The sequence below is a fragment of the Microbulbifer hainanensis genome (assembly GCF_014904735.1).
GTDB lineage: Bacteria > Pseudomonadota > Gammaproteobacteria > Pseudomonadales > Cellvibrionaceae > Microbulbifer > Microbulbifer hainanensis.
The window spans coordinates 15,294-29,745 of the sequence record NZ_JACZCR010000030.1 but is presented as its reverse complement, the minus strand read 5'-3'; the positions used below and the strand labels follow the sequence as shown (position 1 = coordinate 29,745).

The window sequence follows — 14,452 nt, the reverse complement described above, 5'->3', positions numbered from 1 at the left end:
AAAGGGCGCCGCAGGCGCCCTTTTTTCATCGAGTAATGCGCGGCACTAATCCAACGCACGGAAGCGTATGGCAGCACCGCCACTGCGCGCCAGCTTCAGCGTCAGGGTATCCCCACTGCCGACATTTTTCTGCTCGATTACCATGTTGTAGGGGTTGGTCTGCCAATCCGCCTCAGCGCCGTCACGATAAATCTGCGCTTCGTATTGCCGGCCCGGCTCGAGGAAATCCAGTGGCAGTTCCAGCGTGCGGGGCTTCTCATCGGTCAGGGCGCCGAGATACCAGTCCTTGCCGCCCCGCTCCTGTCGGGCGAAGGCAACGTAGTCGCCCACTTCACCGGCAATCGCACGGCTCTTTTCCCAATCCGTGGGGACATCGACGATAAACTGGAAGGCATCCCTTTTTGCTTCGTAGTTTTTCGGCAGGTCCGCGGCCATCTGGATCGGGCTGTACAGTACTACGTAAAGCGCCAGCTGTTTGGCCAGTGTGGTCCGCGGACGGTTCTGCGCATCCAGGCCATTGAAGCCCAGGTCGAAGATACCGGGAGTGAAATCCATCGGGCCGGACAGCATACGCGTATACGGCAGAATCGCGGTGTGTTCGGGCGGGTTGGGAGGCGAGCCCCAGGCGTTGAATTCCTGCCCCCGCGCCCCTTCACGGGCAATCCAGTTGGGATAGGTGCGGCGCAGGCCGGTATCCTTGATCGGCTCGTGGGTGTTGATACTGATCTTGCGCTTGGCCGCTTCGGTGACACTGCGCAGGTATTCGCCGACCATAAACTGGCCATCGTGCCACTCGTTGCGAACAATGCCGTTTTCATCGACGCGCTTTATCTTGCCACCATCGGCAACGTAGCCCGTCTTTACCTGGGTGACGCCCATTTTCTGGTAGAGGTCATAGGCGTCGTCCATCTGGTTTTTATAGTTGGTCACGCTGCCGGAAGTCTCGTGGTGGCCGATCAGGCGCACACCTTTTTTGCGTCCGTAATCGGTAATCGCCTTGAGATCGAAGTCCGGATAGGGCTGGGTAAAGCTGAAGACATCGCCGTTCGCGGCCCAGTTGCCGTCCCAACCGATATTCCAACCCTCGACCAACACGCCGTCGAAACCGTATTTCGCGGCGAAATCCATATAGCGTTCCGTCTCGGCGGTGGTGGCTCCGTGCTTTTTACCGGATCCCCAGGTTTTGTCTTTGATATGCATCGCCCACCAGATACCCACGTATTTGCCGGGCTTGACCCAGGAAACGTCGCCGAGCTTGTTGGGCTCATTGAGGTTCAGGATCAGGTCAGAATTCAGCAGGCCCACCGCGTTGGGAGTGATCTCCAGCGTGCGCCACGGCGTCTTGAACGGGGCGGTAGTCTTGACCAGGGTGCCATCGTACCAGGGCACCAGCGACGCTTTCAGGGTGCCGAGGCGGCGCTGGTCCAGGGTCATTGAGGCATAGTCCACCAGCGCTGCCTCGTGAATACTTACGTGGGTTCCCGAGGGCATTTTGAAGGTGAAAGGCGTCTGTGCGCGATCCACCTTTTGCAGTGGCGTGGTGTTGTACAGGTATTCGTAGCGGTTCCAGCCACGGGCCGGAATCCACCAGGCTGTGGACTGGCCGCTGTCGGCGATACGGAACTCGGTCAGTTCGTCGACAATCTCCACCTTGTCGAGTCCCGCCTGCTTGGGCACTTCGTAGCGGAAGCCGATACCGTCGTTGAACACGCGGAAACGGACTTTAATGGCACCGGCAGAGCGGTCGGCGCGGGCAAAGTCGACGCTCAGTTCCCGGTGGTTGTCGCGCACCGTGCGGCGCTCTCCCCAGGGCTGTTCCCAGCTGCTGTCGCTGGCGTCGCGCGTGCTGCCGGAAATCACCAGGCCATCGGCGAATGGCTTGCCGTTCCGGAACACCATCCCCAGATGCGACGGTTCGACCACGGTTTCTCCCCGGTACTGGACGCTGTAGCGCGGAATCCCCTTGTAATCGCTTACCGTGACCAGAATGTCGCCGTCCGGAGAAGTGACCTTCACTGCTTTAGCCGCCGCCGGAACTGTAACTACGAGCAGCCAGAGCCCCAAACCGTAAACAAATTGCCTGAGATGCCTATCCATTATTCTCTCTCCCCTTATTGGCCGATCCGCAGACGGGCCCGCTCTTTTAACAGAAAACCGTGTATACCACGGTACAGCCACTCGCCGCCTCCGCCCTCCCCTACGCCCCATCTAAAGGCCCCGCCCGCTCGAATTCGGTAGAATGGATTTTTCAGTATTTGTCCGCGCAGGAGGCCCCATGTCCATCAAAGTCATTCTCTTCGATCACGATGGTACCCTGGTGGATTCGGAGCCCACCCATTTCAGGATCTGGCAAGGTGTGCTCGCGCCCTACGGCGCCGAATTGAGCGAAGCGGTTTACCGGGAGCACCACGCCGGCCTGCCCGCACTGGCCAACGCCGAGGATATGATCGCCAGGTTTTCGCTGGCCGTGGAACCGACGCTTCTCGCCCGCCAGAAGGCCGCGGCCACGCGCGAATTTCTCAGCCAATCGGCTTTCCCCCTGATGCCCGGTGTACTGCAAGTGGTTCGCCACTTTCACACGCTCGGCCTGCGCCAGGCCATTGTCACCGGCTCCGGGCACGCCGTTGTGACCGCGACCGCCCGAACCCATGGTCTCGAGCCGATGCTCGCAACCACTGTCTCCAGCGACGATGTCGAGCGCAACAAGCCGCATCCGGACGGCTACCTGCTGGCGATGCAGCGCCTCGGCGTCTCCGCAGAGGAATGTGTAGCCGTAGAGGACACCGAACACGGCCTGGCAGCTGCGGTCGGAGCGGGGATCACCTGCCTCGCCGTGCCCAACGATATGTCCCAACACCAGGATTTCTCCCGGGCCGCCGACCGTTTCGGGGGGCTTGCGGATATCGTGGAATGGGTCGAGGCCCGACGCCGTTAACTGTCCGGGGACCCGGCCTGGTCATCTGGCATACAGCTGACAGTGCCTACCCTGAATTTTGCGGGCCTATTCCTAGATGTCTCCGCCCACATTCCCCATAATTGCCCACCGCCCCAACCGATAGAACAATGGCCTGCTGTAATGTGGTTTAAAAATCTGCGCGTTTACCGCCTCACCAAAGAATTCGCCCTCACTGCTGAAAAATTGAACGAACTGCTCGAGCCCGCGGCCTTTGTGCCCTGCGGCAGCCAGGACATGGCCCGCTATGGCTGGGTCCCGCCACTCGGGCGCCACGGCAGCGAACTGGTACACAGCACCAACGGCTACCTGATGGTCTGTGCCAAGAAGCAGGAAAAAGTCATTCCCGCGGCCGTCGTCAACGAAATGGTGGAAGAAAAGGCACTGGCCATCTCCGAGAAGGAAGCCCGCACCGTGGGGCGCAAGGAACGCCAGAACCTCAAGGACGAAGTCCTGCTGGAGATGCGCCCGCGGGCCTTCAGCCGCTCGCGTCTGCAGTATGCCTATATCGCCCCTAGGGAGGGCTGGGTCGTGGTCAACGCCTCATCGGCGAAGGCTGCAGAGGAACTGCTGGAAAACCTGCGCGAGGCTATTAGTAGCCTGGCTCTGGTTCCGCTGGCATCCAAAAACCTGCCCCAGCAGACGATGACGCACTGGCTGACGGCTCCGGAAGCGCCGGCGGGCTTTGAATTCGGCCACGAGTGTGAACTGCGCGACCCGAAAGACAGCGGCAGCGTCATTCGTTGCAAGAATCAGGACCTGTACGCCGAGGAAATCCACAACCACCTGGTGGCCGGCCTGCAGGTGCACAAGCTGGGCCTGGTGTGGAAGGAAAGCGTCGAGCTGATGGTGGATGATCAACTCTCCATCAAGAAACTGAAGTTCGGCGATGAAGTGATGGAAAAGGCCGACACCCGCGAGGCGGAAGACGCGGCCCAGCGCTTCGACAACGACTTTGCCGTGATGAGCCTGGAGATTTCCGCGCTGATCCAGGATCTGCTGGCTGCCTTCGGTGGCGCCAACACCGAATCTGCCAGCGTCGAGGAAATCGTCGCTCGCGCGACCCGCGCCGACGCGGCGCAGGAAGCCAGCGAAGTCGACGAAGTCGTCTTCTGACCGGCCCCTCTCGCACTGCTCCCCTCACTGTCAGCGAGGGGAGCGCCGATTACCGATTCCTTGGAAATTTCCCAGGTGCGTGTCGAAAACCTTATTGAACACCCACAGGCGCTCGATCAGCTCGCTCACTGGCACTACGCCGAGTGGCATTACCTCTATCCGGAGCAGAGCCTGCAGGACTTCGCCGACGACCTCGAGCGCTCTCTGCGCGGCGCGCCGGTACCGGCCACCTGGGTGCTGGTCGATGAGGAGGGCATCTGGGGATCCGCTTCTGTCATCGAACAGGATATGTCCACCAATCAGCACCTGGGGCCATGGCTGGCCAGCGTGTACGTGCATCCTGACAAACGCGGTCGCGGCCTCGGCCGACAGCTGATCTCCACCATCGCGCAGCAATGCCGGCAAAGCGGCCTGACCGATCTCTACCTGTTCACGCCAGGTCAGGAAAAGTTCTACCTGGGGCTGGGTTGGAAGCAAATACAACGCGAAACCTATCAGGGCGAGGCGGTCACCATCATGCACTTGGGTTTGCAAGCCTGACAGCTGTCATTTCCACTAAGGCGCAGCGGAGCGATGTGGACTAGGCTCAATAAAAGAGACTGTCGTCAAATTTCACCTGCGGCGACCATCATCTTTGTTGTGGAGCCCAGCCTATGAGCAGTAAGGCCTCTCTCTCCCGGCTAATTGCCACCCTGCTGGCAACAACCCTGCTGCTGGCCTGCGCCGGATCCGGCGCTCCATCCGACAGCCGCACGGCTTCCGGCAGTTCCTGGCAGCAGTACCGGACTTTCGGTTTCGTGCCGGACACCGGCAAAAACAGCAGCGTAAAATCGGCGTTGAAAGCGGAGATTTCCCGGGAACTCACCGCCCGCGGCCTGTCACCCAGCAACAATCCCGACCTCCTGGTCAGCCTGTCGGTGGCAACCGAGCGCAAATTGCAGCCCAGGACCGGATATACGAAAGGGTTCGCGGCGGCGCGCTACCCGTTTCTCGAGGTGTACTACAAGGACCGGCCCGCGAATCAGGACCCGTCGATCGATCGGTACACCGAAGGTTACCTGACCGTCGACGTGCTGGATGTACACCAGCGCAAACTGGTCTGGCGAGGCAAGACCCACGAGCGCGTCACGCAAAAAATGCTGGCGCGACCCGAGCAGACAGCGTCGCAGGCCGTGGATGAAGTGTTCAGGACTTTCCCGCTAACGCAGCGGTACCACTGAAACATCGCTAGAGAGGGAAGCGGAGATCGCGGCCACGCCAAATGACGTGGCCGCGCATTCGCACAATCAGATTTCCACGATGGGGCGCCCCGGCTCGCTCCACTGCACGTGATACTTCTGCTGCTCCGGGCGATCCACCCGCGAGAAAGTGTGCGCGCCGAAGAAGTCGCGCTGGCCCTGCAGCAGGTTTGCCGGCAGGGATTCCATGCGGAAGGCGTCGTAGTAGCTGAGGGCGGAAGACAGCGCCGGAACCGGGATGCCGCTCATCGTGGCATCGGCCACGGCGCGGCGCCAGTTACCCTGGTGCTCGGCAATCTGTTCGACAAAGAAATCGTCCAGCAGCAGGTTGGACAGTTTGACGTCGCGCTCGTAGGCGTCGCTGATCGATTGCAGGAACACGGCGCGGATGATGCAGCCGGCGCGCCAGATACGCGCGATTTCGGCAAAATTCAATTGCCAGCCCTGCTCCCGCGCCGCCAGCTTCATCAGGTCAAAGCCCTGGGCGTAGACACAGATCTTGGCGCAGTAGAGAGCATCGTGCAGCTGGGCAATCGCTTCGGTGCGCTTCGCCGGCTCGATCGGTTCCACCGCCGGCCCCTGCAGCTTTTTCGCCGCGCGGGTGCGCAGAACCTTGCGCGTAGACAATGAGCGCGCGTAAACCGCCTCGGCAATGCTCGGGGCCGGACACCCCACTTCCAGGCTGCTGACTGCGGTCCAGAGGCCGGTGCCCTTCTGGCCAGCGCGGTCGAGAATCACATCCACCAGCGGCTGGTTTGTCTCGGTATCGATAGTCGCCAGCACTTCGGCGCTGATATTGATCAGGTAACTGTTCAGCGGGCCCGTGTTCCATTCGCGGAACACCGCGGCGATCTCCGCCGGGGACATACCCAGCGAACTGCGCATGACATGGTAGGCCTCGCAGATCATCTGCATATCGGCGTACTCGATGCCGTTGTGCACCATCTTCACATAGTGGCCGGAACCGATGGGCCCGATATAGGCGGCACAGGGCTCACCCTCTTTTACCGGATTGCCCGGCTCAAACCGCTCGATCGGCTGCCCCGTAACGGGATCCACCTTCGCGGCAATCGCATGCCAGACCGGTTCGATGCGGTTCCACGCATAGGGGTCGCCGCTGGGCATCAGGGATGGTCCGAAGCGCGCGCCCACTTCACCGCCGGAAACCGCCGTGGTGAAGAAGATCAGCTTGCCCTCGTAGCGCTTGCAGCGCTCGACGGAATCGGTCCAAAGGCTGTTGCCGGTATCCACGACGATATCGTCGGCTTTGAGGCCCGCGTCGAGCAGCTTGGTACAGACGTCGTCCACCGGTGCACCGGCGGGAACGGAGAGAATGATCAGGTGCGGCGCCTTCACTTTGGACAGCAGCTCGGTGTAGGAGCTGCAGGTGATCACGCGTTGCGGCTGGTCGCCGCGCTCTTTCTCGTCCTGTGCCAATAAGGCATTGAGGCGGCTCTGATCCAGGTCAAAGGCGCAGACTTTGTAGCCGTTGTCCGCCAGGTTCAGGATCAGGTTCTTGCCCATCACCCCGGCGCCAATAAAGCCGATATCGCACAGTGAATCTGACATGGATCTCTCCGGAAAATCTTGGTGCTGCTGTTTGGGGGCGCGGAGTATAGCAATTGCGACGCAATGCCGGGAGGGCGGAGATCCATCCTAAGAGCCGCGCCCATCTATTATCACTGAGCACTGCGGCCAACCGGGATAAGATCCCGCAAAATAGATCTCGGACCCTATTTAATCTGGCAGAATTTGCCAACGCCAGTCATCTACCAGCCCCCGGCCCCGCCCTATCCCCGGCAATCAAACTTCGCTAAGCTGGCCATAAATGCGAATCGCCGGTCATATTCAACGCCGCCGGCACTGCAGGAAACAATAACAATGTATAGAAGAGATCTCCTGAAGCTCGCCAGCCTGGCCCTGGCGCCACTGACACTGCCCGCTTTCCCCGGCGCCGTCACGGCACAGGCACCCGGCTTTCCCTCGCCAAAGTTTATCGAGACCAATGGCATCCGCTTGGCAGTCTACGAAAAGGGGCGCGGGATGCCTGTGATCTTCTGTCACGGCTTTCCCGAACTGGCCTACTCCTGGCGCCACCAACTGGACAGCGTGGCCGCCGCCGGTTTCCGCGCCATTGCGCCGGACCTGCGCGGCTTTGGTCTCAGCGACAAACCGCAGGGTATCGGCGCCTATGCGGCCACGGAGATTTGCGACGACCTGATCGGCATGATGGACAGCATGGGGCTGGAGCAAGCAGTGTTCTGTGGCCACGACTGGGGCCAGTTTATTGCCGACACTATGTTGCTGCTCTATCCAGAGCGCTGCGCCGGCCTGGTCGATATTGGTGGGCCGCACAACTACCGCCCCGACGAATTGCCAGCGCCACACTGGCAGGGCGAAGCACTGGCGGACAAGGCGGCCTATAACGCCTTTATGCAGCGGCCCGAGGTGCCGGAAAAGCTCCTGAACAGCCACGTGCGCGGCTTTTTCGCCACTTTTTTCCGGCGCGACTATTTCACTTCGGACAATCTCCGGCAACTGCCCGCGACCTCGCCAGAGCGGCGCCTCGACCTGCCGAGCATGCTACGACGCAGCAACAGCAAAGATCCTCTGTTCGTCTCTGCAAAAGATCTCGGCGTCTATGTCAGCACCTATGAAAAAACCGGGTTCGATGGTGGCATTAACTGGTACCGGGCAATGAACCGGACCTGGGAGGAACTCAACAAGCGCAAACTGCATTGGGGAGTTGACGTACCCTACCTGTATCTCTGGCCAGCACAGGATCCGATCAATACCTTTGGGTTGAAGCTGGGACTCGAGGACTATATCGCCAACCTGGAAATGCATGCACTCAGCGGAAGTGGGCACTTCGCACTGGAGGCATCACCGGAAGCCGTTTCCGGCTACCTCGTCCAATGGCTACATAACAATTTCACGGAAAAAGCGAGCTGACAGATTCAGAATCCCATTTTCACGACATTTACCCACTCAAGGACGAGCACAGCCATGCACACATCAACAAAACTACTGCGCCTCGTAACCATCATCGCAGCCTGCACCCAGTTTGTGACGGCGCAGGCTGCGGATAAGCCACTGCCGGACGAGGAGGCCTTCACCTTCATTACCTGGAGCAAAGAAAAAGCGGAGGGCTACCGCGGTACCTTTACCGTACCGGAGAATCGACAGCGCGAGGATAGCCGGGATATTACCCTGCACTATGTGCGCTTCCCGGCCACCGCTAACCCCGACGGGCCACCCATCGTATACCTGGCCGGGGGTCCGGGGGGCTCCGGCATTAGCGCAGTGAATTATCGCTACGGCATGTTTATGGCGTTGCGCCAATTCGGCGATGTCATCGCCCTCGACCAGCGCGGTACCGGAAAGTCCAATGACCTGCCGGAATGTCAGTCAAAGGAAACCGTCCCTCCGCTGAAGCCCGTATCTGACAGTGATTACATTGCCTATCACCGCCGTGCACTGCGCGAATGCCTTTCGTTCTGGCGCGCGCAGGGCGTAGACCTCGCCGGCTATAACACAGAGGAAAATGCCCGCGATTTGCAGGCCCTGCGCCGGCACCTGGGTGCAGAAAAAATCGCCCTATGGGGAACGTCCTACGGCAGCCACCTCGCGCTGGCAGCGCTGAAGCAAATGCCGAATAACATTGACCGCGTAGTGCTCTCCAGCGTCGAGGGACTCGACCAGACCATCAAGCTTCCCACTCGCACAGACACCTACTTCCAGCGTCTGCAGGCTGCTGTCGATCAACAGCCCACCGCCAAAGCAGCTTATCCGGATATTGATGCGCTGGTACGCAGGGTGCACCGCAAGCTGGAGCAGAATCCCGTGCGAATTCAGATTCCCCAGCGAGATGGCCATATGGCAGAAACCCTGCTGCGGCGGCGGGATATGCAGTTGGTTGCCTCTGGCCTGATTACTGATCCCAAAAGTGCTGCGGGCCTGCTGAAAATCTACCGCGACCTCGACCGCGGCGAGTCTCCCACGCTCGATGCCGTTCCCCGACGCTATTATCCCGATGAGTTCCTTCACCCAGGCTCTCCCATCACTCTGTACCCCATGCCGACGGCCATGGATATTGCATCCGGTATCAGCGACGAACGCAGGGCTCGGGTCGCCCGGGAGGCAGGGACAGCGCTGCTGAAGGACTTCCTCAACTTCTCCTACTTCTACGACGGTATGGCACCGGAGCTGGACCTGGGAGACGATTTTCGCAACCGTCCGCACGGCAATGTGCCGCTACTGCTGCTGAGCGGCACCCTTGATGGCAGAACCTATCTCGAAAGCCAGCGCGAAGCTGTTGCCGATCTCGAAAATGTCACGGCCATTACCGTGGAAAATGCCGGTCACAACCTGTTTATGGCCTCGTCGGAAATCCAGGATGTCATTGACCAATTTATGCAGGGCCGCCCCATTCGCAAGAAAGTAATTCGCATCGAGTTGCCGAATATGGCTCCTGCGGGCTGATGAAAAGTGAATGGGGAACATGCCGCAACATGGATCAACAGATCGACCTGATACTCTTCGATCTCGGCGGCGTGCTGGTCGATCTACGGCCAACACCCCTGCCCGAAGCATGGCTACCCGATGGCCAGACATTTGACAGTATCGATTGGTTCAGATCCGACACTGCGCTCCAATTCGAATGCGGTTCTCTCTCGCCGGAAGCTTTCGCCGGTGCACTGCAATGCGAGCTGGAACTGGACGTCGCGGTCCCTGACATCATTGCAGAATTCACCCGTTGGCCCATAGGCCTGCGCGCCGGCGCACGCGAGCTGCTCACTCGACTGCGACGAGACTGTAGCCTCGCCGCACTGACGAATACCAACGCACTACACTGGCCACGCCTGATCCATGAATTCCGCCTGCCCGATTACTTCAGCCAAATCTTTGCCTCGCACCTGCTGCACTTGGCGAAGCCCGATCCGCGTATTTTTCACCACGTGATGGATGCCCTGTCGGTCGCCCCCGAGCACATTCTTTTCTTCGATGACAATCCGGAAAATGTCGCCACCGCGGCGACGCTGGGCATTCACAGCTGCAGGGTCAACTCAATCGACCAAATCCGATGCAAACTGCGCGATTTCGCTTTTCCTGCCGGGCACTGAACACGAGCCTCACCACTGAGCGCGCCGGCAATAACACACCGTCGTCGGTGCCACCCGGCAACCCTATTATTGCCGGGGGCCCCCGAAGCCGCCCTCTCCGCACGGCTCTCGGCGGGTCCAGCAGCCGGAGACAGCGATGGACAATATCACCGACGAGCCGCACCGCGGCGCCATCGGCGACCTGCGCGCGCTGCAGCAGCCGGGTCTCGAAACTTTCCGCCGTTTTACCCATGGCCAGTTGCCCGCGCCACCGATCTGGCGACTAACCGGCATGCGCCCGACTGAGGTCGGACTCGGCCGGGCCACCTTTTCCATGCCAGTCACTCCCTGGCTCGCCGATGGCACCGGCATCTACTGGGGCGGCCTGTACGCTCTGTTTGCGGACTCACCGCTGGCTTCCGCCATCTGGACCACCCTGCCGGCAGGCAAGATTCTCACCACATCCGAACTCAACATGTGCTTTGTGCGCCCCCTGACCGCCTCCACCCGCAATATGGTGGGACGTGCGGAAACCGTACATTCCGGCAGCCAGGTCGGGCTGTCGACCATCCAGATCACCGATCAGGATGGGCGTATGCTGGCCTTCGGCAGCACCCGCTGCCTGATCGCCGACCTGCCGGTGGATCCGGATGAGAAACTACCGGCACCAGATCTGGGCCCCAGCGAGCCGCCGGATCCCTATTTGCGCGATCCCCCGGCTGCCAACTTCTGCGATCTGAAAAAATTCGGAGAGATGACACCGATCGACCTCCAGCAGACCACCATCACCGGCGGCCGCACCCACCCGATCTGGCACCTGACCGGCTACCGGCCGCTGGTTATCGAGGACGGATACTGCATGTCGGTCATTCCGTCCTCACCGTGGTTTTCCAACGGCAGCTACTCGATATATGGCGGCCTGCTGGCCTGGGCAGCCGAGTTCACTATGGGCGCAGCGGTCTACTCAACCCTGCCCGCCGGTGACATATTTGCCACCCTGGATATGCATATCCGCTTCACCCGCCCCGCCGCTATCGACAGCGGAGACCTGATTCTGAAGGGCGCAGTGCAGCACCGCGGCCGGCAACTGCGCGTCAGCTCCTGCAATATCGACAACGCCGAGGGCAAGCGTGTGGCCATGGCGACCGCTTCCGCACTGCTGGTGCCCGGCGGCGCAAGGCAGCTCAGCGAAGGGCTACGGCCCGAGGACATTATCGCGAGAGCCACCGCCAGGGGGCACAAAACCGGCTGATTGCCCCCGAACAGTAAACAGCCCGGCGAAGTTCCGATAAAATGGCCCCCTTACGGCTCGGTCGCAGCGCCGAACCCACGCCCAACAGATTGCAGGTATTCCCATGAGCTCACTGCAGGATCAACTGCTGAAAGCCGGTCTGGTCGACAACAAGAAAGCCAAGGCCATCAGCAAGGAAAAGCGCAAGCAGAACAAGGTTGCCAAGAAGTCGTCGCAGCCAGTGGTCGACGAGACCAAGGCCGCGGCCGAGCGCGCCCGTGCCGAGAAGGTAGCCCGCGACCGCGCCCTGAACGCGGAACGCGAAGCGGCGGCCCAGCAGAAAGCCATCGCCGCGCAGATCAAACAGATGGTCGCCAACAACAAGCAGCCCAAGGGCAATGGCGATGTCGCCTACAACTTTACCTTCGACAAGAAAATCAAAAGCATCTACGTCACTGAAGCCGTGCGTAACCACCTGGCGGCCGGCCGCCTGATGATTGTTGGCCTCGACGAGCAGTTTGAACTGGTACCGCGGGTCATTGCCGAGAAGATCAGCGAGCGCAACCCCGCTGCAGTCGTACAGCCCCCCGCCGACAGCGCCGCCCCGGACGAGGACGATCCCTACGCGGACTTCCAGATCCCCGACGACCTGATGTGGTAAAGCATTCCCTCACCATGGATCAGCAGGTAGTTGAAGACGTACAACAGTGGCTGGCGGATGTTGTGGTAGGCCTGAACCTCTGCCCCTTTGCCCGCAAACCCATGCGCGCCGGCCAGATCCGCTACCGCGTCAGTGCGGCGAAGGACGATGAGACCCTGATGGCGGAGCTGCTGGAAGAGATGCAGTTGCTGGACGAAAAGCCCGCCGAGGAGATCGAGACTACCCTGCTGATCATTCCCGCATACCTGCAGGATTTCGCTGACTACAACCAGTTTCTCGAGCTGGCGGAATGGCTGATCGAGCGGCAGGACTATACCGGCATTTACCAGCTGGCCACCTTCCATCCGCACTACCAGTTCGCCGGCACCCATCCCGAAGATGCAGAGAACCTGACCAATCGTGCGCCCTACCCGATTCTGCACCTGCTGCGCGAAGCCAGTCTCGAGCGGGTATTGAGAAATTATCCGGATCCGGATGCGATTCCGGAAAATAATATCCGTCGGGTACAGGCGCTGGACGAGGAACAAAAGCGCCGGCTTTTTCCCTACCTATTTTCATAAACTGCCTGTAGCGAAAGAGTTTATAACCTCCCTGATTGGCGGGACTCTCCGGCACCCGCTAACGAAACAACAAACACAACAATAAAAAAGGAACTGAACAAGATGCAGACTGCCAGCCCGATCCTCGCCCCGATTGTCGCACTCGTCACCTGGTCAATGTTTATTTGGGCCTGGATGTACGCGACCCGCCTGCCGGCAATCCGCAAAGCCAAACTGCAACTCGATCCAGCCGCACCGCGCGGCGAACAGATGAACACCCTGCCCGCCTCCGTACGCTGGAAGGCCGACAACTACAATCACCTGATGGAACAGCCGACGCTGTTCTATGCCATTACTTTTGCACTGGCGCTGATGGGGCAAGGTGATGGAGTCAATCTTGTACTCGCCTGGGCTTATGTTGGCCTGCGGATTGTTCACAGCCTGTTTCAGGCGCTGATCAATAAAATTGAAATCCGCTTTGTATTCTTCATGCTCTCGTCGCTGATGCTGGTGGGGCTTACTATCAGTGCCATTGCGCAACTGCTGTAGCGGCAGCGCGGGGTATCCCTCATTGACCCTGCGCGGGCTCAAGATACGAAAGCCCGGCCTCGCGACCATCCTGATAGCCGCGTTCCAGCAGCGACTCCTCCCGAGTAAAGCGCCCCACCGGGAAGTTGTCCGGGGGCGCAACCACGGATACCCGGCAATCGTCCGGTGGTGATTGGATAAAATCCAATGCCCGGTTATAGCGTTCGCCCCGCTCCAGCACCGCTTCAAACAGGCGGGCGTGATCGTGAAAGAACTCTTTCATCAACTTCGGGGTCGGGCGCGGGCGCTTGCGGTAACCCAGTGGCCGCGACAGGATCACGGTGATATCCCGTGCGCCCTGCTCGTAGGCGCGGATGACGGGGATGGAATCCGCCAGCCCCCCATCGGTCATCTGCTCGCCGTTGACCCGGGGAAAATCGCGATAGAACAGTGGAATGGCACAGGAGGCCGGAAATACCTCGTGCATGTTTTCCGCGGTCACCTCCAGATAACAGGCTTCACCGGTATTGATATTGGTCGTCACTGCGTACAGGGGAACGGCATTATCGTAATAGCGCTGGATGTTCAGCGGGACTTCGTCAAAAGACGCGTGCCACAACCAGCCCACATCGCAGAAGTGGCCGCCTTTGAGGGCGCGGCGCCAGTTGATGAAATCCTCGCGCCGGGCGTGATCCAGCAGTATCCGGCGACTGCGGCCGTGATCACCGGTCAGGTAGCCGATCAGGTTGGTTGAACCGGCGGAGACACCGATGGCGAAGTCGAAGGGCTCGTAGTCCGCTTCCAGAAAAGCATCCAGAACCCCCGCGGCAAAAATACCGCGCATCGCACCACCTTCCACAACCAGCGCGCGCTTGCTGTCCTGTCCGGAAGCCCCCATACAATCTCTCCGACTCAATCCAAGGTTACAGTCACCCTCTGGTAAGGATTGTATAACTTGCGTTCGAACATTTGCGATCAAGTTGCTTTGCAATCCCCACCGCCCGGAAAGCGGCCGGCGAGTCAGTGTGCCGAACCTGACCCGCAGTTCAGGCATAATCTCGCCTCTCAAGAGTAATTTGTGCCG

Annotated in this window: 14 protein-coding genes; 11 read left to right on the top strand and 3 right to left on the bottom strand. The window is 60.1% G+C overall.

All coding sequences use genetic code 11. From position 1 onward, the window contains the following. Positions 1 to 45: 45 nt before the first annotated feature. Positions 46 to 2,097 carry a glycoside hydrolase family 97 protein gene (locus tag IG168_RS12050; protein ID WP_193164654.1) on the bottom strand — a complete coding sequence of 684 codons (2,052 nt, stop codon included), beginning with the start codon at positions 2,095 to 2,097 and terminating at the stop codon, positions 46 to 48. Positions 2,098 to 2,275: 178 nt separating this feature from the next. Here IG168_RS12050 and IG168_RS12045 point away from each other — a divergent pair, with 178 nt between their 5' ends. The 4 genes from IG168_RS12045 (at position 2,276) to IG168_RS12030 (ending at position 5,289) form a co-directional block, all read left to right on the top strand. Further along, entirely contained in the window at positions 2,276 to 2,935 is a 660-nt protein-coding gene (locus IG168_RS12045; RefSeq protein ID WP_193164653.1) for an HAD family hydrolase, read from the top strand. Positions 2,936 to 3,076: 141 nt separating this feature from the next. Further along, positions 3,077 to 4,069, top strand: a complete 993-nt coding sequence (gene rdgC / locus IG168_RS12040; RefSeq protein WP_193164652.1) for a recombination-associated protein RdgC — start codon at positions 3,077 to 3,079, stop codon at positions 4,067 to 4,069. A gap of 75 nt (positions 4,070 to 4,144) precedes the next feature. Next, positions 4,145 to 4,609 carry a GNAT family N-acetyltransferase gene (locus IG168_RS12035; protein ID WP_193164651.1) on the top strand — a complete coding sequence of 155 codons (465 nt, stop codon included), beginning with the start codon at positions 4,145 to 4,147 and terminating at the stop codon, positions 4,607 to 4,609. A gap of 113 nt (positions 4,610 to 4,722) precedes the next feature. Further along, positions 4,723 to 5,289, top strand: a complete 567-nt coding sequence (locus IG168_RS12030) for a DUF4136 domain-containing protein (RefSeq protein WP_193164650.1) — start codon at positions 4,723 to 4,725, stop codon at positions 5,287 to 5,289. 66 nt (positions 5,290 to 5,355) lie between these two features. On the opposite strand, the gene gndA is transcribed toward IG168_RS12030, so the two are convergent. Beyond that, positions 5,356 to 6,876 carry an NADP-dependent phosphogluconate dehydrogenase gene (gene gndA / locus IG168_RS12025; protein ID WP_193164649.1) on the bottom strand — a complete coding sequence of 507 codons (1,521 nt, stop codon included), beginning with the start codon at positions 6,874 to 6,876 and terminating at the stop codon, positions 5,356 to 5,358. Positions 6,877 to 7,188: 312 nt separating this feature from the next. Between gndA and IG168_RS12020 the strand changes: the two genes are divergently transcribed. From IG168_RS12020 to IG168_RS11990, 7 genes are all read left to right on the top strand, one after another. Then, the gene (locus tag IG168_RS12020) at positions 7,189 to 8,259 is read left to right on the top strand and encodes an alpha/beta fold hydrolase (protein WP_193164648.1); all 1,071 of its coding nucleotides are present in this window, start codon (positions 7,189 to 7,191) and stop codon (positions 8,257 to 8,259) included. 54 nt (positions 8,260 to 8,313) lie between these two features. After that, the gene (locus IG168_RS12015; protein ID WP_193164647.1) at positions 8,314 to 9,789 is read left to right on the top strand and encodes an alpha/beta hydrolase; all 1,476 of its coding nucleotides are present in this window, start codon (positions 8,314 to 8,316) and stop codon (positions 9,787 to 9,789) included. Then, the gene (locus IG168_RS12010; protein ID WP_193164646.1) at positions 9,789 to 10,430 is read left to right on the top strand and encodes an HAD family hydrolase; all 642 of its coding nucleotides are present in this window, start codon (positions 9,789 to 9,791) and stop codon (positions 10,428 to 10,430) included. The genes IG168_RS12015 and IG168_RS12010 overlap by 1 nt, the downstream gene beginning before the upstream one ends. A gap of 136 nt (positions 10,431 to 10,566) precedes the next feature. Continuing rightward, entirely contained in the window at positions 10,567 to 11,661 is a 1,095-nt protein-coding gene (locus IG168_RS12005) for a PaaI family thioesterase (RefSeq protein WP_193164645.1), read from the top strand. Positions 11,662 to 11,764: 103 nt separating this feature from the next. Beyond that, positions 11,765 to 12,301 carry a DUF2058 domain-containing protein gene (locus IG168_RS12000; RefSeq protein ID WP_193164644.1) on the top strand — a complete coding sequence of 179 codons (537 nt, stop codon included), beginning with the start codon at positions 11,765 to 11,767 and terminating at the stop codon, positions 12,299 to 12,301. A 14-nt stretch (positions 12,302 to 12,315) separates the two neighbouring features. Further along, a complete protein-coding gene (locus tag IG168_RS11995; protein ID WP_193164643.1) occupies positions 12,316 to 12,861 on the top strand; it encodes a DUF1415 domain-containing protein in 546 nt (181 codons plus the stop codon). 102 nt (positions 12,862 to 12,963) lie between these two features. Next, positions 12,964 to 13,389: an MAPEG family protein gene (locus IG168_RS11990; RefSeq protein ID WP_193164642.1), complete on the top strand. Its 426-nt coding sequence runs from the start codon at positions 12,964 to 12,966 to the stop codon at positions 13,387 to 13,389. Between the two features lie 19 nt (positions 13,390 to 13,408). Here the strand turns inward: IG168_RS11990 and IG168_RS11985 are convergent, their stop codons facing one another. After that, positions 13,409 to 14,266, bottom strand: coding sequence for a patatin-like phospholipase family protein (locus IG168_RS11985; protein ID WP_193164641.1), 858 nt, complete (start codon positions 14,264 to 14,266; stop codon positions 13,409 to 13,411). Positions 14,267 to 14,452: the final 186 nt, after the last annotated feature.